The sequence below is a fragment of the Lactobacillus johnsonii genome, assembly GCF_014058685.1.
In the GTDB taxonomy this organism is placed as follows: domain Bacteria; phylum Bacillota; class Bacilli; order Lactobacillales; family Lactobacillaceae; genus Lactobacillus.
In genome coordinates, this window is the sequence record NZ_CP059055.1 from 1611202 (window position 1) to 1630875 (window position 19674).

Sequence of the window (19674 nt, forward strand, 5' to 3'; positions counted from 1 at the left end):
CAAAACTGAATATAATCTCTAGCCTTTAAACCTTTGAGCTTTGGTCAAGTGCTCGACTGATTAGTACTAGTCCGCTCCACATATCGCTATGCTTCCACTCCTAGCCTATCTACCTCATCGTCTTTAAGGTGTCTTACTGCTTTCGCATCGGAAATCTCATCTTGAGGGGGGCTTCGCACTTAGATGCTTTCAGCGCTTATCCCTTCCATACATAGCTACCCAGCGATGCCTTTGGCAAGACAACTGGTACACCAGCGGTATGTCCATCCCGGTCCTCTCGTACTAAGGACAGCTCCTCTCAAATTTCCTACGCCCACGACGGATAGGGACCGAACTGTCTCACGACGTTCTGAACCCAGCTCGCGTGCCGCTTTAATGGGCGAACAGCCCAACCCTTGGGACCGACTTCAGCCCCAGGATGCGACGAGCCGACATCGAGGTGCCAAACCTCCCCGTCGATGTGAACTCTTGGGGGAGATAAGCCTGTTATCCCCAGGGTAGCTTTTATCCGTTGAGTGATGGCCTTTCCATGCAGTACCACCAGATCACTAAGCCCGACTTTCGTCCCTGCTCGAGTTGTAGCTCTCGCAGTCAAGCTCCCTTATACCTTTACACTCTGCGAATGATTTCCAACCATTCTGAGGGAACCTTTGGGCGCCTCCGTTACACTTTAGGAGGCGACCGCCCCAGTCAAACTGCCCACCTGACACTGTCCTCCAGAACGCTCAGCTCTGTGAGTTAGAGGATCCATCAAACAAGGGTAGTATCCCAACATTGCCTCCGGTAAGACTAGCGTCCTACTTTCTCTGGCTCCTACCTATCCTGTACATGTTTAACAAATACTCAATATCAAGCTACAGTAAAGCTCCATGGGGTCTTTCCGTCCTGTCGCGGGTAACCCGCATCTTCACGGGTATTATAATTTCACCGAGTCTCTCGTTGAGACAGTGCCCAAATCATTACACCTTTCGTGCAGGTCGGAACTTACCCGACAAGGAATTTCGCTACCTTAGGACCGTTATAGTTACGGCCGCCGTTTACTGGGGCTTCAATTCAAACCTTCGCTTACGCTAAGCTCTCCTCTTAACCTTCCAGCACCGGGCAGGTGTCAGCACCTATACGTCATCTTACGATTTTGCAGATACCTGTGTTTTTGATAAACAGTTGTTTGGGCCTATTCACTGCGGCTGATATTTTACTATCAGCACCCCTTCTCCCGAAGTTACGGGGTCATTTTGCCGAGTTCCTTAACGAGAGTTCTCTCGCTCACCTGAGTGTTCTCCACTCGACTACCTGTGTCGGTTTGCGGTACGGGTAAAATTGTTCTGGCTAGAAGCTTTTCTTGGCAGTGTGACATCATGACCTTCGCTACTTTTATTTCGCTCCGCATCACAGCTTGAAATCTAAAGACAAGCATTTGACTCATCTTTTTTCTTACTGCTTGCACATGTATTTCCAGCAACATGCGTCATTAGCCTCCTGCGTCCCTCCTTTGCTCATATCGAACAATTTCAGTACAGGAATTTCTACCTGTTGTCCATCGGCTACGCCTCTCGGCCTTACCTTAGGTCCCGACTTACCCTGGGCGGACGAGCCTGCCCCAGGAAACCTTAGTCTTTCGGCGGATAGGATTCTCACCTATCTTTCGCTACTCATACCGGCATTCTCACTTCTAAGCGCTCCATTAGTCCTCTCGATCTAACTTCGCCGCACTTAGAACGCTCTCCTACCACGCATATAATATATGCATCCACAGTTTCGGTACTATGCTTAGCCCCGGTACATTTTCGGCGCAGCGTCACTCGACTAGTGAGCTATTACGCACTCTTTAAATGGTGGCTGCTTCTAAGCCAACATCCTAGTTGTCTACGCAACTCCACATCCTTTTCCACTTAGCATAGATTTGGGGACCTTAACTGGTGATCTGGGCTGTTTCCCTTTCGACTACGGATCTTATCACTCGCAGTCTGACTCCCGTGCATTGATATCTGGCATTCGGAGTTTATCTGGATTCAGTAACCCCTGACGGGCCCCTAGTCCAAACAGCGCTCTACCTCCATTATCATTCACACGAGGCTAGCCCTAAAGCTATTTCGGAGAGAACCAGCTATCTCCAAGTTCGTTTGGAATTTCACCGCTACCCACAACTCATCCCCGCGATTTTTAACTCACGTGGGTTCGGTCCTCCAGCGTGTTTTACCACGCCTTCAACCTGGTCATGGGTAGGTCACTTGGTTTCGGGTCTACGTCATGATACTCTTTCGCCCTATTCAGACTCGCTTTCGCTCCGGCTCCGTCTTTTCTGACTTAACCTTGCACCATAACGTAACTCGCCGGTTCATTCTACAAAAGGCACGCCATTACACTTTAATGTGCTCTGACTACTTGTAGGCACACGGTTTCAGGTTCTCTTTCACTCCCCTTCCGGGGTTCTTTTCACCTTTCCCTCACGGTACTGGTTCACTATCGGTCACTAGTTAGTATTTAGCCTTGCGAGATGGTCCTCGCGGTTTCAATCGGGATTCCTCGTGTCCCGACCTACTCAGGATCCTGCTAAGTCTCTCCGCAATTTCGCGTACGGGGCTCTCACCCTCTCTGGCTTATCTTTCCAGATAATTCTGCTATCACTTCAAGTACTATATCGCAGTCCTACAACCCCAACTGGCAAGCCAGTTGGTTTGGGCTCTTTCCTGTTCGCTCGCCGCTACTTGGGAAATCGATTTTTCTTTCTCTTCCTGCAGCTACTTAGATGTTTCAGTTCACTGCGTCTTCCTTCATTAACCTTAACAGTTAATGATAATACCTCGCGGTATTGGGTTCCCCCATTCGGATATCTCCGGATCATTGCTTACTTACTGCTCCCCGAAGCCTTTCGTGGTTCGTCACGTCCTTCATCGGCTTCTAGTGCCAAGGCATTCACCATGCGCCCTTTTCTACTTGACCTATTTCAAGTTGAGTTTCTCTCTCTTCTCGGTCGCTCTTCAATCTGTTTTTTCGATTGTCTCGGTTTTTTTGCTTTTGATTATATTCAGTTTTCAATGTACTAGCTCTTGAGGTATTACCCTCAAAACTAAACAAAGTTTCTCAGTGTGCTTCCGCTTGGCTTTCTCGATGACTTCTCTTAGTGCTCTCGCACTCTCCATCATCTTTCGCCTTCCTTAGAAAGGAGGTGATCCAGCCGCAGGTTCTCCTACGGCTACCTTGTTACGACTTCACCCTAATCATCTGTCCTACCTTAGACGGCTGACTCCTATAAAGGTTATCCCACCGGCTTTGGGTGTTACAGACTCTCATGGTGTGACGGGCGGTGTGTACAAGGCCCGGGAACGTATTCACCGCGGCGTGCTGATCCGCGATTACTAGCGATTCCAGCTTCGTGTAGGCGAGTTGCAGCCTACAGTCCGAACTGAGAACGGCTTTAAGAGATCCGCTTGCCTTCGCAGGTTCGCTTCTCGTTGTACCGTCCATTGTAGCACGTGTGTAGCCCAGGTCATAAGGGGCATGATGACTTGACGTCATCCCCACCTTCCTCCGGTTTGTCACCGGCAGTCTCATTAGAGTGCCCAACTTAATGATGGCAACTAATGACAAGGGTTGCGCTCGTTGCGGGACTTAACCCAACATCTCACGACACGAGCTGACGACAGCCATGCACCACCTGTCTCAGCGTCCCCGAAGGGAACACCTAATCTCTTAGGTTTGCACTGGATGTCAAGACCTGGTAAGGTTCTTCGCGTTGCTTCGAATTAAACCACATGCTCCACCGCTTGTGCGGGCCCCCGTCAATTCCTTTGAGTTTCAACCTTGCGGTCGTACTCCCCAGGCGGAGTGCTTAATGCGTTAGCTGCAGCACTGAGAGGCGGAAACCTCCCAACACTTAGCACTCATCGTTTACGGCATGGACTACCAGGGTATCTAATCCTGTTCGCTACCCATGCTTTCGAGCCTCAGCGTCAGTTGCAGACCAGAGAGCCGCCTTCGCCACTGGTGTTCTTCCATATATCTACGCATTCCACCGCTACACATGGAGTTCCACTCTCCTCTTCTGCACTCAAGTTCAACAGTTTCTGATGCAATTCTCCGGTTGAGCCGAAGGCTTTCACATCAGACTTATTGAACCGCCTGCACTCGCTTTACGCCCAATAAATCCGGACAACGCTTGCCACCTACGTATTACCGCGGCTGCTGGCACGTAGTTAGCCGTGACTTTCTAAGTAATTACCGTCAAATAAAGGCCAGTTACTACCTCTATCTTTCTTCACTACCAACAGAGCTTTACGAGCCGAAACCCTTCTTCACTCACGCGGCGTTGCTCCATCAGACTTTCGTCCATTGTGGAAGATTCCCTACTGCTGCCTCCCGTAGGAGTTTGGGCCGTGTCTCAGTCCCAATGTGGCCGATCAGTCTCTCAACTCGGCTATGCATCATTGCCTTGGTAAGCCGTTACCTTACCAACTAGCTAATGCACCGCAGGTCCATCCAAGAGTGATAGCAGAACCATCTTTCAAACTCTAGACATGCGTCTAGTGTTGTTATCCGGTATTAGCATCTGTTTCCAGGTGTTATCCCAGTCTCTTGGGCAGGTTACCCACGTGTTACTCACCCGTCCGCCGCTCGCTTGTATCTAGTTTCATTTAGTGCAAGCACTAAAATCATCTAGGCAAGCTCGCTCGACTTGCATGTATTAGGCACGCCGCCAGCGTTCGTCCTGAGCCAGGATCAAACTCTCATTTTCCTTTTGAAAATGAGCTTTTTATCGTTTAGCTCTAAAACTTTCTTTGAGTTATCTCAAATTTATTGCTTGCGAATTGACTTCGCTTTTGTTTGGGATTTTTATATCCCGCACACTTTCAGCGAAACTTTGTTCAGTTTTCAAGGTACTACCGTTGTCATGTGACAACTTTTATATTATATCATGTCTTTTAAGCTTTGACAAGAACTTTTTTAATTTTCTCATCTCTCTCAAATGACAGCTTTATAATATTATCATCTTTTGCTCGCTTTGGCAAGCTTTTTTTGAACTTTTTTATTTGCTCTTTTCGCTTGCCTCAAACAGCATGTATTACTTTACAGATTTTAATCAAAGGAAAATAAAATGCTTCATTAAGGTAGTTAATGAAGCATATCTGTAAAGCGGAGATTGAGAGATTCGAACCCTCGCGCCGGTATAAACCGACCTACACCCTTAGCAGGGGCGCCTCTTCAGCCACTTGAGTAAATCTCCAATGGGCCTAAATGGACTTGAACCATCGACCTCACGCTTATCAGGCGTGCGCTCTAACCAGCTGAGCTATAGGCCCCTTTCCTTTGAAGCGGGTAACGAGAATCGGACTCGCGACTAAAGCTTGGAAGGCTTTCGTTTTACCACTAAACTATACCCGCAACTTCTTGCTTCCTAATGGCGCGAGACGGAATCGAACCGCCGACACAAGGAGCTTCAATCCTTTGCTCTACCAACTGAGCTATCGAGCCATTACGGTCCCTACCGGATTCGGACCGGTGATCTCCTCCGTGACAGGGAGGCGTGATAACCCCTACACCAAGGGACCATATTGCGGGAACAGGATTTGAACCTATGACCTTCGGGTTATGAGCCCGACGAGCTACCAGACTGCTCCATCCCGCGATGTTTTTATATAAAAAAAGCCAAGATCCTATGGACCTTGTAGGACTCGAACCTACGACCCGACGGTTATGAGCCGTCTGCTCTAACCAACTGAGCTAAAGGTCCAAGTTTACCTCTATAGCGGCGGGGGGGATCGAACCCTCGACCTCCCGGGTATGAACCGGACGCTCTAGCCAGCTGAGCTACACCGCCATCTGTAACTTCCTTCTTATTAAGCTACAATCGGGAAGACAGGATTCGAACCTGCGACCCCCTGGTCCCAAACCAGGTGCTCTACCAAACTGAGCCACTTCCCGAAGTGTGCACCCTGAAGGATTTGAACCTTCAACCTTCTGATTCGTAGTCAGACACTCTATCCAGTTGCGCTAAGGGTGCATCATTATATGCCGAGGACCGGAATCGAACCGGTACGGTTGTCACCAACCGCGGGATTTTAAGTCCCGTGCGTCTGCCAGTTCCGCCACCCCGGCATGATAATGATAAGCGGAAGACGGGATTCGAACCCGCGACCCCCACCATGGCAAGGTGGTGTTCTACCACTGAACTACTTCCGCATTTTTATTCAATTTTTATGCCGATTAAAGGACTCGAACCTTCGACCCCCTGTTTACAAGACAGATGCTCTACCAACTGAGCTAAATCGGCATGGTACGGGTGGTGGGACTTGAACCCACACGTCCGAAAACACTAGAACCTAAATCTAGCGCGTCTGCCAATTCCGCCACACCCGCTTGAGTTTTTTCTGGGCCAATGAGTCGTGGCAGGCTCGAACTGCCGACCCTCTGATTAAAAGTCAGATGCTCTACCAACTGAGCTAACGACTCAATGGAGGATACAGGGCTCGAACCTGTGACCTCCTGCTTGTAAGGCAGATGCTCTCCCAGCTGAGCTAATCCTCCATTTAGCACGGCGACTGCCTACCCTCGCAGGCAGTTTCCCACCAACTACTCTCGGCGTTAAGAAGCTTAACTTCTGTGTTCGGCATGGGAACAGGTGTATCCTTCTTGCCATCGCCACCGTACTCTTTCTGAGCTTTTACACTCAAAACTGAATATAATCTCTAGCCTTTAAACCTTTGAGCTTTGGTCAAGTGCTCGACTGATTAGTACTAGTCCGCTCCACATATCGCTATGCTTCCACTCCTAGCCTATCTACCTCATCGTCTTTAAGGTGTCTTACTGCTTTCGCATCGGAAATCTCATCTTGAGGGGGGCTTCGCACTTAGATGCTTTCAGCGCTTATCCCTTCCATACATAGCTACCCAGCGATGCCTTTGGCAAGACAACTGGTACACCAGCGGTATGTCCATCCCGGTCCTCTCGTACTAAGGACAGCTCCTCTCAAATTTCCTACGCCCACGACGGATAGGGACCGAACTGTCTCACGACGTTCTGAACCCAGCTCGCGTGCCGCTTTAATGGGCGAACAGCCCAACCCTTGGGACCGACTTCAGCCCCAGGATGCGACGAGCCGACATCGAGGTGCCAAACCTCCCCGTCGATGTGAACTCTTGGGGGAGATAAGCCTGTTATCCCCAGGGTAGCTTTTATCCGTTGAGTGATGGCCTTTCCATGCAGTACCACCAGATCACTAAGCCCGACTTTCGTCCCTGCTCGAGTTGTAGCTCTCGCAGTCAAGCTCCCTTATACCTTTACACTCTGCGAATGATTTCCAACCATTCTGAGGGAACCTTTGGGCGCCTCCGTTACACTTTAGGAGGCGACCGCCCCAGTCAAACTGCCCACCTGACACTGTCCTCCAGAACGCTCAGCTCTGTGAGTTAGAGGATCCATCAAACAAGGGTAGTATCCCAACATTGCCTCCGGTAAGACTAGCGTCCTACTTTCTCTGGCTCCTACCTATCCTGTACATGTTTAACAAATACTCAATATCAAGCTACAGTAAAGCTCCATGGGGTCTTTCCGTCCTGTCGCGGGTAACCCGCATCTTCACGGGTATTATAATTTCACCGAGTCTCTCGTTGAGACAGTGCCCAAATCATTACACCTTTCGTGCAGGTCGGAACTTACCCGACAAGGAATTTCGCTACCTTAGGACCGTTATAGTTACGGCCGCCGTTTACTGGGGCTTCAATTCAAACCTTCGCTTACGCTAAGCTCTCCTCTTAACCTTCCAGCACCGGGCAGGTGTCAGCACCTATACGTCATCTTACGATTTTGCAGATACCTGTGTTTTTGATAAACAGTTGTTTGGGCCTATTCACTGCGGCTGATATTTTACTATCAGCACCCCTTCTCCCGAAGTTACGGGGTCATTTTGCCGAGTTCCTTAACGAGAGTTCTCTCGCTCACCTGAGTGTTCTCCACTCGACTACCTGTGTCGGTTTGCGGTACGGGTAAAATTGTTCTGGCTAGAAGCTTTTCTTGGCAGTGTGACATCATGACCTTCGCTACTTTTATTTCGCTCCGCATCACAGCTTGAAATCTAAAGACAAGCATTTGACTCATCTTTTTTCTTACTGCTTGCACATGTATTTCCAGCAACATGCGTCATTAGCCTCCTGCGTCCCTCCTTTGCTCATATCGAACAATTTCAGTACAGGAATTTCTACCTGTTGTCCATCGGCTACGCCTCTCGGCCTTACCTTAGGTCCCGACTTACCCTGGGCGGACGAGCCTGCCCCAGGAAACCTTAGTCTTTCGGCGGATAGGATTCTCACCTATCTTTCGCTACTCATACCGGCATTCTCACTTCTAAGCGCTCCATTAGTCCTCTCGATCTAACTTCGCCGCACTTAGAACGCTCTCCTACCACGCATATAATATATGCATCCACAGTTTCGGTACTATGCTTAGCCCCGGTACATTTTCGGCGCAGCGTCACTCGACTAGTGAGCTATTACGCACTCTTTAAATGGTGGCTGCTTCTAAGCCAACATCCTAGTTGTCTACGCAACTCCACATCCTTTTCCACTTAGCATAGATTTGGGGACCTTAACTGGTGATCTGGGCTGTTTCCCTTTCGACTACGGATCTTATCACTCGCAGTCTGACTCCCGTGCATTGATATCTGGCATTCGGAGTTTATCTGGATTCAGTAACCCCTGACGGGCCCCTAGTCCAAACAGCGCTCTACCTCCATTATCATTCACACGAGGCTAGCCCTAAAGCTATTTCGGAGAGAACCAGCTATCTCCAAGTTCGTTTGGAATTTCACCGCTACCCACAACTCATCCCCGCGATTTTTAACTCACGTGGGTTCGGTCCTCCAGCGTGTTTTACCACGCCTTCAACCTGGTCATGGGTAGGTCACTTGGTTTCGGGTCTACGTCATGATACTCTTTCGCCCTATTCAGACTCGCTTTCGCTCCGGCTCCGTCTTTTCTGACTTAACCTTGCACCATAACGTAACTCGCCGGTTCATTCTACAAAAGGCACGCCATTACACTTTAATGTGCTCTGACTACTTGTAGGCACACGGTTTCAGGTTCTCTTTCACTCCCCTTCCGGGGTTCTTTTCACCTTTCCCTCACGGTACTGGTTCACTATCGGTCACTAGTTAGTATTTAGCCTTGCGAGATGGTCCTCGCGGTTTCAATCGGGATTCCTCGTGTCCCGACCTACTCAGGATCCTGCTAAGTCTCTCCGCAATTTCGCGTACGGGGCTCTCACCCTCTCTGGCTTATCTTTCCAGATAATTCTGCTATCACTTCAAGTACTATATCGCAGTCCTACAACCCCAACTGGCAAGCCAGTTGGTTTGGGCTCTTTCCTGTTCGCTCGCCGCTACTTGGGAAATCGATTTTTCTTTCTCTTCCTGCAGCTACTTAGATGTTTCAGTTCACTGCGTCTTCCTTCATTAACCTTAACAGTTAATGATAATACCTCGCGGTATTGGGTTCCCCCATTCGGATATCTCCGGATCATTGCTTACTTACTGCTCCCCGAAGCCTTTCGTGGTTCGTCACGTCCTTCATCGGCTTCTAGTGCCAAGGCATTCACCATGCGCCCTTTTCTACTTGACCTATTTCAAGTTGAGTTTCTCTCTCTTCTCGGTCGCTCTTCAATCTGTTTTTTCGATTGTCTCGGTTTTTTTGCTTTTGATTATATTCAGTTTTCAATGTACTAGCTCTTGAGGTATTACCCTCAAAACTAAACAAAGTTTCTCAGTGTGCTTCCGCTTGGCTTTCTCGATGACTTCTCTTAGTGCTCTCGCACTCTCCATCATCTTTCGCCTTCCTTAGAAAGGAGGTGATCCAGCCGCAGGTTCTCCTACGGCTACCTTGTTACGACTTCACCCTAATCATCTGTCCTACCTTAGACGGCTGACTCCTATAAAGGTTATCCCACCGGCTTTGGGTGTTACAGACTCTCATGGTGTGACGGGCGGTGTGTACAAGGCCCGGGAACGTATTCACCGCGGCGTGCTGATCCGCGATTACTAGCGATTCCAGCTTCGTGTAGGCGAGTTGCAGCCTACAGTCCGAACTGAGAACGGCTTTAAGAGATCCGCTTGCCTTCGCAGGTTCGCTTCTCGTTGTACCGTCCATTGTAGCACGTGTGTAGCCCAGGTCATAAGGGGCATGATGACTTGACGTCATCCCCACCTTCCTCCGGTTTGTCACCGGCAGTCTCATTAGAGTGCCCAACTTAATGATGGCAACTAATGACAAGGGTTGCGCTCGTTGCGGGACTTAACCCAACATCTCACGACACGAGCTGACGACAGCCATGCACCACCTGTCTCAGCGTCCCCGAAGGGAACACCTAATCTCTTAGGTTTGCACTGGATGTCAAGACCTGGTAAGGTTCTTCGCGTTGCTTCGAATTAAACCACATGCTCCACCGCTTGTGCGGGCCCCCGTCAATTCCTTTGAGTTTCAACCTTGCGGTCGTACTCCCCAGGCGGAGTGCTTAATGCGTTAGCTGCAGCACTGAGAGGCGGAAACCTCCCAACACTTAGCACTCATCGTTTACGGCATGGACTACCAGGGTATCTAATCCTGTTCGCTACCCATGCTTTCGAGCCTCAGCGTCAGTTGCAGACCAGAGAGCCGCCTTCGCCACTGGTGTTCTTCCATATATCTACGCATTCCACCGCTACACATGGAGTTCCACTCTCCTCTTCTGCACTCAAGTTCAACAGTTTCTGATGCAATTCTCCGGTTGAGCCGAAGGCTTTCACATCAGACTTATTGAACCGCCTGCACTCGCTTTACGCCCAATAAATCCGGACAACGCTTGCCACCTACGTATTACCGCGGCTGCTGGCACGTAGTTAGCCGTGACTTTCTAAGTAATTACCGTCAAATAAAGGCCAGTTACTACCTCTATCTTTCTTCACTACCAACAGAGCTTTACGAGCCGAAACCCTTCTTCACTCACGCGGCGTTGCTCCATCAGACTTTCGTCCATTGTGGAAGATTCCCTACTGCTGCCTCCCGTAGGAGTTTGGGCCGTGTCTCAGTCCCAATGTGGCCGATCAGTCTCTCAACTCGGCTATGCATCATTGCCTTGGTAAGCCGTTACCTTACCAACTAGCTAATGCACCGCAGGTCCATCCAAGAGTGATAGCAGAACCATCTTTCAAACTCTAGACATGCGTCTAGTGTTGTTATCCGGTATTAGCATCTGTTTCCAGGTGTTATCCCAGTCTCTTGGGCAGGTTACCCACGTGTTACTCACCCGTCCGCCGCTCGCTTGTATCTAGTTTCATTTAGTGCAAGCACTAAAATCATCTAGGCAAGCTCGCTCGACTTGCATGTATTAGGCACGCCGCCAGCGTTCGTCCTGAGCCAGGATCAAACTCTCATTTTCCTTTTGAAAATGAGCTTTTTATCGTTTAGCTCTAAAACTTTCTTTGAGTTATCTCAAATTTATTGCTTGCGAATTGACTTCGCTTTTGTTTGGGATTTTTATATCCCGCACACTTTCAGCGAAACTTTGTTCAGTTTTCAAGGTACTACCGTTGTCATGTGACAACTTTTATATTATATCATGTCTTTTAAGCTTTGACAAGAACTTTTTTAATTTTCTCATCTCTCTCAAATGACAGCTTTATAATATTATCATCTTTTGCTCGCTTTGGCAAGCTTTTTTTGAACTTTTTTATTTGCTCTTTTCGCTTGCCTCAAACAGCATGTATTACTTTACAGGCTTTTTCACTTTTCGTCAACATGATTTTGAATAAAAATATATATTGCGAATATTCATTTAATTAATAATTTAATTGTTCAGATTTATCATTTTTCATTCTTATTTTAATTAAGATTTAAGTCTTAAAATTCGGATATAAAAAAATTGTGTTAAGTATAATCACTTAACACAATTTTTAATTATTTTTTCAATTCTGGGGCATCTGTCTTAAAATCACTTTGAGTTGTCTTTTTGCCATTCTGATACCAGACACTATTCTTACTCTTCTTCTCAGCCTTTTTCAATCGTTTTAATGAATCAGATTTCTTATATGAATAATTCTTTCTCTTCACATATTCAAATCCATCTGGCTTATAGAAGCGCAAAAGATTTCCTGTAATTACTCGGTCTGATAAGGAGAGCTCGGTCGTTACTGTATTAGAAATGGATGCTAATTGGGCCTTTACTTTCTTGCTTGGATGAGTTATTCGCTTTCCTGATTGCGTGTAGTAATAACTTCCTTCTACTTTACTATATTTTGGAGTAATAAAGTCACCATTTCGCTGGGCAACAATCTGTGGAGCATTTTTAGCCAAAAGACTATGTCCAAACTGAATCATATTTTGGTCATTAATTCCTAATAAATTAAATAAGGTTGGTCTAACGTCAATCTCGCCACCATAGGTATGATTAATACCACCCTTAAGTCCAGGCATGTGGAACATTAATGGTACCCGTTGGAATTGGAGATTATCAAAATTATTAAAGCTATCTTTATCCAATAATTGGGCAGACGCCTTATGGTGATTTCCAGAAATTCCGTAGTGATCTCCATAAAGCATAATTAGAGTATTCTTCTCTAAACCAGATTTCTTCAGATAGCTCATCAATTCTCCAATTGCTTGATCAAGATAATGAGCAGTTTGAACATATCCATCTACTGTTTTATCACCCGTATCAGTTTTATCAATGGATTGATTTTTTTTATCTAAATCATATGGATAGTGGTTCGTTACCGTAATCATCTTTAAATAAAATGGCTGTGGTAAGTGCTCCATATATTTAATCGACTGATCAAAGAAAAGCTTATCTTTAATTCCATATCCTAAGTAATATCCCTTTTTATTTTGATAATAAGATAAAGGCATGAAATAATCGTAGCCAAAAGACTTATAAGCATTATCACGATTCCAGAATGAACCTGCCCCACCATGCATAACTGCACTAGTGTAGCCAGCCTTTTGACCTAGTATAGCTGGAGCACTTTCAAAAGTGTTAGATGTTCCATAACTTGACATAGCAGATCCGGATTGTAAACCAAAAATAGAGTTTTCTAGCATCATTTCAGCATCGGAAGTCTTACCCTGTCCTACTTGATTAAAGAAATTATCAAAACTAATAGTATCGTTAGCATGATACAACTTATTCAAATTAGGTGTAACTTCTTTTCCATGCCACTTATAGTCAATTAAAAATTGCTGGAAACTCTCTAAGTGGATTACCAATACATTCTTATTCTTTGCCACGCCATAATATTCCGGATTAGGTGCAATATAATTTTTCTTGATATAAGACTGAACAGTTTTTAGATCACTATGGTTTGCTTTAGCCATAATTGCATTATTTTGAGCAGTTTTTACTCCGTCGTATACTGCAAAAGCATTCAATCCTAAATATTTAACAATATAGTTATTATCAAAAGTTCTAGTTAATAAACCAGGACGATCCTTTTGTGCCATAGTTAAATTAGTACCAATCAGTACTACAGCTAAGCCTTCAATTAAAAGTGAAACCTTTAATTTTAGACGTCGAACATCAATTTTAAAAACTTTAAAAGCTATTAGTAGAACAATGATAACTACATCTAAAAATACTAAAAAATCTGTTCCTTTTGTGATGCCCGCAATACTTTTTCCTAAATTATCAGAAGTAGATCCGGATGTTTTAATGATAGAAGTAGATAAAAAATCAGAAAATTCTCGATAATATAATATATTTGAAAATAGCCAAAGAGATAAAAGAAAATCAATTATGACCATAATCCAGTAGGATTTCCTACCCTTAAAAAATAAACCAATTCCAATTAATAAAATAGCAGTTGGCAGTGGATTTATCAGTAGCAAAAAATTTTGCATTGAGCCCACTACACCTAAATTAAACTTTGTTATATAGGTTAAATATGTTTTTATCCAAAAAAATACAACAACTACAGTGAAAAAGCCTAATTTAGTTTTAGTTAACCAATTATATGATGCTTTTAGGCGTCCCATCTAAGTCCTCCTCAACTTTGTTCTTTCATGATATTACTACTAAAAAATGGTTTTGATAAATTAAAATAGCAAATTTAAGGAATTTTAATGACTTTTTACTTTCTTGGGCTTAAAGAGCCAACCGAATATCCCTAAAATCATTCCAAAAAAGTAGGTAGTAAAACGCCATAAGAACATCCCTAGAGTCAACAAAATATTTGAATGAATAAAAGTAGAAAACAATGTCTGAAAACTAAATTCTGCTCCGCCAGATGCTCCTGGAATTGGAACAATTGCCATAAACATGATAATCATAATGTTCATCTGTGTAACGTCTAGCCAAGAAGGTGTTAAATTTAACGCTAACAAGATCAAGTACGGAATTGAATAGAAACATAGAAGTTGACCAATAGTCAAAATACTGGCACCTAATAATTTTTTCTTTTCACGTTTTAAGTTCTGTCCTTCTGCATAAAAAGTTTCAATTTTCTCCATCGTATTCTTACGCCATTTTTCAACAGTATTTTTATTCATAAATTTTTCCAGTAAATCCATGAGCCAATTAGTAGTATTTTTTGTCCATCGATATGCAAACATAATTGCTAATAGAAAAATTATGGAACTTACATGAAGAATAAAACCAATTAAAATAAACAAGGCTAACCCTGAAAATTTGGTTACTACCATATGAAAACCAAAAATAATTGTCGATACGTACGCAAATAAAACGCAAATTTGATAAATTATAAATTTCATCAACAGAATAGATGTCGCGCGTCCACCTTCTATTCCCATCTGAATCATGGCTACTAACTGAGAAGGTTGACCACCGGTAGACAAGGGGGTTATCGCATTAAATAAAGCTTGAATAATTGGAATTCTGAAAAAAGACCATGCAGAGCGATGTGGATCTCCCTTTTTATGCTCTAAAATCCAAATAATAGCAGCTTCACAGACATACGACAAAACCATTACCAATAAAACTAACAGTAAGAAAGTTAAATTTAATTTTTTACTTGCCCCCCATAATGCCTTAATTGGTGTTTTCCGTAATTCTTGCCAAATAACAAAGCCACTAATTAAAAGAACAATCAGCATCCCTATAAAATGTTTTTTGTTCATTATTTGATTTATCCTAACTTTCTACCAATTTCATATTGTTCCATGTAAAAGTCATGCCATATTTTAGCAAGATGGTCTTCAGAATATTCTTGACTGGCTTGAGCAGATAAATCTTGATACTTCTTTAATTTTTCAGGATTTGATACTACGGATTTAATTTGAGCGTTTAACTCAGTAAAATCCTTGCCTTTCATATAATACCCGTCAATAATAGCTTGATATAAATCCAAATCACGTAATAAAACAGGAGTATTACATGAAAAAGCTTCTAAAACTGACATTGGAAATAATTCATCGAAAGATGGAAGTAAAAATAAGTCAGCAATGTTTAAATAGCTAACTAATTCTTCTCGTGGCACAATACCAGTAAATTTCAGGTTTTTTGGAGGATTATCAATTAACTTCTTAAAATGAGCATATCCATCCGTCATTTTACCGAATGAGAATCCACCAGCCCAAATAAATTGAATATCTGGATTGGCTTCTGCTAACTTCGCAAAGTCATCCACACCTTTTCTTTCTTGAACTTGTCCATCTCCGACAATTACAAACTTATCTATCGGAATATGCAATTTATTCCTAAAGGCGTTTTTTTGTACTTGACTTTGCTCATAAAATTCACTTTTTGCTACAAAATTAGGAATGTATTTCACTTTTTCTTCGCTTATTCCGTACTTCACTAATTTATCAATAAATATTGGATTAACTACTACTATCTGATCCATTCTTTTATAAAAATCAATAACGTACTTATAGAAGATACTTTTTGCTGGTTCAGGGAGCTTAACAGATCCTTCTAAGGTTTCCGGCAGAAAATGCACATATCCAATTTTTCTTCCACGACTAGGTAAAAAACTATTAGCAAAATATGTAGGATTTATAGTATGGTAATGCGTTAAATCACTTGCTCCATATTTATTAATAGTTACATAAAAATCTTCTACTAAGCGGGACCTAAGTAAGCGCACTAACTCTTTATACGCAGATCCCACACCCTGTCCCTGAACTGAATCCGCCTGGGAAAACATATTAATTCTAATCATAATTTACCTCAGTTGTTCGTTTATTTTGAATTGCATCTTGATAAAAATCTTCTATTTTATGTGCAAAAGTAGCTGCTGATACATCTACCAATTTATTTTTCTTTATATTTTCAGGAATGGTAAATCGATCTTCTTTTAAATAATCAAGAATCTCATTTTTCATCTCATCCTTTGTTTTAAAGGTGCAGCCTAACTCCTTATTATCAAAAACATTCTCCGTGTAATCGGTACTGTACACTACACTTTTTGTTCCAGCTGCTAATGCCTCAATATAGGTTAAACCTTGCGTTTCAGTATCACTTGCAGATACGAATAAGTCCGCCATACGATAATAATTTCCAACATCACTATGTTCAACACTACCCGCGAAAGTTACATAGTCTTCTAAAGAAAGTCGAGTAACTTGATCTTTTAATGGCTGTACATCAGGACCATCGCCGGCAATTACAAACTTTACGTTAGGCTCTTTTTCTAAAATTTCAGGTAAAACATCTAAAATTTGATCTATTTTCTTTTCAGCTGCTACCCTACTTAGCGTGAGAATAACTTTATCTTTTGAACTAAGCCCCAATTCCTTCCGGACATCTTGACGGGGATTTTCATTGATAGCTGTTAAATCAACTCCTGTTGGAATAATACGCATTGGAATTGTAACTCCATATCGCCTCAATGTTTCTTTTACACGCTGACTTGGTGCAACCACTCCATCCATCTTATGTAGATAGGCCTTCGTAATCTGTTTAACGTGATATGGCTTTAATAGGTGTCCATTTAATACATAATGTAAGTAGTCTTCATACATAGTATGGTAAGTATGAATAGCAGGAATATCTAACGAATGCGCAACGTATTTTCCAATCATACCCATTGCAAACTCGGTTTGAGTATGCACAATGTCTAATTTTACTTCCTTAGCAATTTTCGTTGCCTGAAATAAACCTCTAACTGCAATTCTTCTATCCGTAAAAGAGACAAAAGGTACACTACTAACTCTGAAAATATTTGGCTCAATAGTCCCCTTTCCTAAATGAGGATCAGTTGTAGTAAAAATGAAGACAGAATGTCCATCTGCTTCAAGAGAATTTTTTAAAGTTTGAATTGAAGTTGCGACCCCAGAAAGCTGAGGAAAATAAGTATCGGTAAATAACCCAATATTCATATAAAAATACCTCCATTAAAGAACATTATAAAGTTAGTAGAAAGGAGTTGCAATTTTGGATAAAAAAAAGACGTGAGAATTAACTCACGTCTTTTTGCCAGAATGTCTGAATAAATAGCGGTGATCGGGATCGAACCGATACGTCCCAGGGGACACCAGATTTTGAGTCTGACGCGTCTGCCAATTCCGCCACACCGCCATAAATGAAATTAATCAGGAAATTCAGGCGAAGGCGGTGATCGGATTTGAACCGATGATTAGGGTTTTGCAGACCCGTGCCTTACCACTTGGCTACACCGCCAACCTCTGATCATTAACAAATTGGGATAGTTGGATTCGAACCAACGCATGATGAAGTCAAAGTCCATTGCCTTACCGCTTGGCTATATCCCAATGTTAGGGCGGAATGTGGGGATCGAACCCACGCATGCCGGATCCACAAACCGGTGTGTTAACCACTTCACCAATTCCGCCATAATATTAAAAACAGGGATAGTAGGAATTGAACCCACACTAGCGGTTTTGGAGACCGATGTACTACCTTTATACGATATCCCTATTTAAATGGAGGCCAGTGGATTCGAACCACCGAACTCAGAGAGAGCGGTTTTACAGACCGCCGCGTTTAGCCACTTCGCTAGGCCTCCAGAATGGCGCGAGACGGAATCGAACCGCCGACACAAGGAGCTTCAATCCTTTGCTCTACCAACTGAGCTATCGAGCCATTTACGGTCCCTACCGGACTCGAACCGGTGATCTCCTCCGTGACAGGGAGGCGTGATAACCACTACACTAAGGGACCATATTGCGGGAATAGGATTTGAACCTATGACCTTCGGGTTATGAGCCCGACGAGCTACCAGACTGCTCCATCCCGCGATGATTAAGGAGGATGTGGGATTCGGACCCACGCGCGGGCAGAACCCGCCTGACGGTTTTCAAGACCGTTCCCTTCAGCCGGACTTGGGTAATCCTCCATTTATACCATCTTTTAATATGGTAATGACCCGTACGAGATTTGAACTCATGTTACCGCCGTGAAAGGGCGGTGTCTTAACCACTTGACCAACGGGTCATACGTTTTTAACGTACTTGTTAATCATACCTGATTTAGAAAGTGATGTCAACAACTTTTTTCAAAAACTTTTTTTGAAGTGTTGCTTTTTCTTACTCTCCGCATCAGCAATAACTATATTACTAAAAACATTCTAACTATGCAACCCCTAATTTTAATTTTTTTTACTTTATTTCTTTTTTTATCTCTTTAAGCCTATATGGTGCTACACTAAGCGTATACGGAGGTGTTTTTATGTCTAATGAACGATGTATTGTTGACAATAAAAAAGGTAAAAAACTAATTAAATTAGCTGATGGAAATATGATTTGTGAAGATCATGCAAAACTTACTCCTTGGCAAAGAGAAGAATTAATTGAAAAAGATGCAAATCAAGTTAATGAGTATATAGATAAAATGACTAATACCCATTTATCTGCATATGGCTTAGAAAATACGGAAGCATCATACAAGCCTCTTCTTCATAGAGCGGCTCAAAGTGATCTAATGGAAAATACTTCCCCAGAGGATACATTAAGGCTTCAAAACTGGATCTTAATCAAGCAAAATGCAGAAATAATTAACCTGCTTAAAGAATTAAATACAAGAAACTAGCTAGTCCATATAACTATAGACACATTCGTTCCATCTGAACCATGTGTCTTTTTTAGACTAGCAAAAATACGACCTTGAAATATGTAAAAATCGCTCTGTAAACTCTTTATTTCATTTTAAAGCCAAATTCCTCCTCAGGAGCCTTTAAAAGCCATATAGAGAAGATATAAGGCTCATTACCGCATAAAGGAGATTCCACTCTAATTTTTCAAGAGACGGCTGCTTTCCCTCTTTTCGTCCGTATAATAGACACCTAAATTTTCTCTGCTTATTACATAACTGAACTTTCGCCGCTCTCTTCCCCACAAGGGTCGTCTTACTTATAATATGGGGACTAAAAAACTTTCTTAGTTCAATCAAGGTAAGTGCCTGGAAGAAAACTACGATTTATCTACTTCCAAGACTACTTTCGTATAATTCAATTGCTTTTAATTTAGTTTCAACTGTATATTTGTCCATAGCAAAATCCCCAGGTTGGGTGTATGGCCAACTCTGGGGTTAACTTCATAGTTATTTGATTCTTTTTCTGTCTATTCATCCATACACTTGAACAAAGTTTTTTTATTTTTAAAGATACAAAAAAACACACTAGTGACATTACTAGTGTGTTTACTTTAAAGCGGAGATTGAGAGATTCGAACCCTCGCGCCGGTATAAACCGACCTACACCCTTAGCAGGGGCGCCTCTTCAGCCACTTGAGTAAATCTCCA

5 protein-coding genes, 28 tRNA genes and 5 rRNA genes are annotated in these 19674 nt (G+C 43.3%); 1 reads left to right on the top strand and 37 read right to left on the bottom strand.

From position 1 onward, the window contains the following. Window positions 1–40 precede the first annotated feature (40 nt). The 36 genes from H0I41_RS07670 to H0I41_RS07845 form a co-directional block, all read right to left on the bottom strand. Window positions 41–2943: ribosomal RNA gene (locus H0I41_RS07670) — 23S ribosomal RNA — on the bottom strand. A 219-nt stretch (window positions 2944–3162) separates the two neighbouring features. Further along, window positions 3163–4735: ribosomal RNA gene (locus tag H0I41_RS07675) — 16S ribosomal RNA — on the bottom strand. Between the two features lie 399 nt (window positions 4736–5134). Continuing rightward, a tRNA-Ser gene (locus H0I41_RS07680) sits at window positions 5135–5224 on the bottom strand. A 2-nt stretch (window positions 5225–5226) separates the two neighbouring features. Continuing rightward, window positions 5227–5300: transfer RNA gene (locus H0I41_RS07685), tRNA-Ile, on the bottom strand. An 11-nt stretch (window positions 5301–5311) separates the two neighbouring features. Beyond that, window positions 5312–5382 (bottom strand) — tRNA-Gly (locus tag H0I41_RS07690). Between the two features lie 17 nt (window positions 5383–5399). Beyond that, window positions 5400–5472, bottom strand: a tRNA-Phe gene (locus tag H0I41_RS07695). 4 nt (window positions 5473–5476) lie between these two features. After that, a tRNA-Asp gene (locus H0I41_RS07700) sits at window positions 5477–5549 on the bottom strand. Between the two features lie 3 nt (window positions 5550–5552). Further along, window positions 5553–5626, bottom strand: a tRNA-Met gene (locus H0I41_RS07705). A 31-nt stretch (window positions 5627–5657) separates the two neighbouring features. Then, window positions 5658–5731: transfer RNA gene (locus tag H0I41_RS07710), tRNA-Ile, on the bottom strand. A gap of 13 nt (window positions 5732–5744) precedes the next feature. Then, window positions 5745–5818: transfer RNA gene (locus tag H0I41_RS07715), tRNA-Met, on the bottom strand. A gap of 30 nt (window positions 5819–5848) precedes the next feature. Beyond that, window positions 5849–5922, bottom strand: a tRNA-Pro gene (locus H0I41_RS07720). 5 nt (window positions 5923–5927) lie between these two features. Then, window positions 5928–6001, bottom strand: a tRNA-Arg gene (locus tag H0I41_RS07725). A gap of 9 nt (window positions 6002–6010) precedes the next feature. Continuing rightward, window positions 6011–6096: transfer RNA gene (locus H0I41_RS07730), tRNA-Leu, on the bottom strand. Window positions 6097–6108: 12 nt separating this feature from the next. Beyond that, window positions 6109–6180: transfer RNA gene (locus tag H0I41_RS07735), tRNA-Gly, on the bottom strand. Between the two features lie 18 nt (window positions 6181–6198). After that, window positions 6199–6271, bottom strand: a tRNA-Thr gene (locus H0I41_RS07740). A 1-nt stretch (window position 6272) separates the two neighbouring features. Further along, window positions 6273–6357, bottom strand: a tRNA-Leu gene (locus H0I41_RS07745). Between the two features lie 20 nt (window positions 6358–6377). Next, a tRNA-Lys gene (locus H0I41_RS07750) sits at window positions 6378–6450 on the bottom strand. Window positions 6451–6452: 2 nt separating this feature from the next. Continuing rightward, a tRNA-Val gene (locus H0I41_RS07755) sits at window positions 6453–6525 on the bottom strand. A 5-nt stretch (window positions 6526–6530) separates the two neighbouring features. Then, window positions 6531–6647, bottom strand: a 5S ribosomal RNA gene (gene rrf, locus H0I41_RS07760). Window positions 6648–6708: 61 nt separating this feature from the next. Then, window positions 6709–9611 (bottom strand): 23S ribosomal RNA (locus H0I41_RS07765). Window positions 9612–9830: 219 nt separating this feature from the next. Next, a 16S ribosomal RNA gene (locus H0I41_RS07770) occupies window positions 9831–11403 on the bottom strand. The 16S, 23S and 5S rRNA genes sit together here with 16 tRNA genes alongside, the layout of an rRNA operon. 518 nt (window positions 11404–11921) lie before the next feature. Next, window positions 11922–13991: an LTA synthase family protein gene (locus H0I41_RS07775; RefSeq protein ID WP_061400981.1), complete on the bottom strand. Its 2070-nt coding sequence runs from the start codon at window positions 13989–13991 to the stop codon at window positions 11922–11924. 84 nt (window positions 13992–14075) lie between these two features. Further along, window positions 14076–15092 (bottom strand): lysylphosphatidylglycerol synthase transmembrane domain-containing protein, encoded by a 1017-nt coding sequence (locus tag H0I41_RS07780; RefSeq protein WP_023599928.1) that lies wholly within the window; start codon window positions 15090–15092, stop codon window positions 14076–14078. Window positions 15093–15100: 8 nt separating this feature from the next. After that, window positions 15101–16135 carry a glycosyltransferase family 4 protein gene (locus H0I41_RS07785; protein ID WP_135014773.1) on the bottom strand — a complete coding sequence of 345 codons (1035 nt, stop codon included), beginning with the start codon at window positions 16133–16135 and terminating at the stop codon, window positions 15101–15103. Continuing rightward, a complete protein-coding gene (locus H0I41_RS07790) occupies window positions 16128–17294 on the bottom strand; it encodes a glycosyltransferase family 4 protein (protein ID WP_086875140.1) in 1167 nt (388 codons plus the stop codon). Before H0I41_RS07790 ends, H0I41_RS07785 begins: the two co-directional genes overlap by 8 nt. A 115-nt stretch (window positions 17295–17409) precedes the next feature. Further along, window positions 17410–17493 (bottom strand) — tRNA-Leu (locus tag H0I41_RS07795). A gap of 31 nt (window positions 17494–17524) precedes the next feature. Beyond that, window positions 17525–17595, bottom strand: a tRNA-Cys gene (locus tag H0I41_RS07800). 20 nt (window positions 17596–17615) lie between these two features. Further along, window positions 17616–17687, bottom strand: a tRNA-Gln gene (locus H0I41_RS07805). Window positions 17688–17694: 7 nt separating this feature from the next. Then, a tRNA-His gene (locus tag H0I41_RS07810) sits at window positions 17695–17767 on the bottom strand. Window positions 17768–17781: 14 nt separating this feature from the next. Beyond that, window positions 17782–17852, bottom strand: a tRNA-Trp gene (locus tag H0I41_RS07815). Between the two features lie 7 nt (window positions 17853–17859). Next, window positions 17860–17941, bottom strand: a tRNA-Tyr gene (locus tag H0I41_RS07820). 4 nt (window positions 17942–17945) lie between these two features. After that, a tRNA-Phe gene (locus H0I41_RS07825) sits at window positions 17946–18018 on the bottom strand. A 5-nt stretch (window positions 18019–18023) separates the two neighbouring features. Further along, window positions 18024–18096, bottom strand: a tRNA-Asp gene (locus H0I41_RS07830). Window positions 18097–18099: 3 nt separating this feature from the next. Further along, a tRNA-Met gene (locus H0I41_RS07835) sits at window positions 18100–18173 on the bottom strand. A 7-nt stretch (window positions 18174–18180) separates the two neighbouring features. Continuing rightward, window positions 18181–18271: transfer RNA gene (locus H0I41_RS07840), tRNA-Ser, on the bottom strand. Between the two features lie 26 nt (window positions 18272–18297). Next, window positions 18298–18369: transfer RNA gene (locus tag H0I41_RS07845), tRNA-Glu, on the bottom strand. Between the two features lie 234 nt (window positions 18370–18603). Between H0I41_RS07845 and H0I41_RS07850 the strand changes: the two genes are divergently transcribed. Further along, window positions 18604–18963, top strand: a complete 360-nt coding sequence (locus H0I41_RS07850; RefSeq protein ID WP_086875141.1) for a hypothetical protein — start codon at window positions 18604–18606, stop codon at window positions 18961–18963. A 620-nt stretch (window positions 18964–19583) separates the two neighbouring features. Here H0I41_RS07850 and H0I41_RS07855 read toward each other — a convergent pair. Further along, window positions 19584–19673, bottom strand: a tRNA-Ser gene (locus H0I41_RS07855). Between the last annotated feature and the right edge of the window lies 1 nt (window position 19674).

What these genes read in the sequence shown, in the direction of transcription:
- H0I41_RS07775 (WP_061400981.1), bottom strand. Translation starts at nt 13,991, where the DNA reads ATGGGACGCCTAAAAGCATCATATAATTGGTTAACTAAAACTAAATTA.
- H0I41_RS07780 (WP_023599928.1), bottom strand. Translation starts at nt 15,092, where the DNA reads ATGAACAAAAAACATTTTATAGGGATGCTGATTGTTCTTTTAATTAGT.
- H0I41_RS07785 (WP_135014773.1), bottom strand. Translation starts at nt 16,135, where the DNA reads ATGATTAGAATTAATATGTTTTCCCAGGCGGATTCAGTTCAGGGACAG.
- H0I41_RS07790 (WP_086875140.1), bottom strand. Translation starts at nt 17,294, where the DNA reads ATGAATATTGGGTTATTTACCGATACTTATTTTCCTCAGCTTTCTGGG.
- H0I41_RS07850 (WP_086875141.1), top strand. Translation starts at nt 18,604, where the DNA reads ATGTCTAATGAACGATGTATTGTTGACAATAAAAAAGGTAAAAAACTA.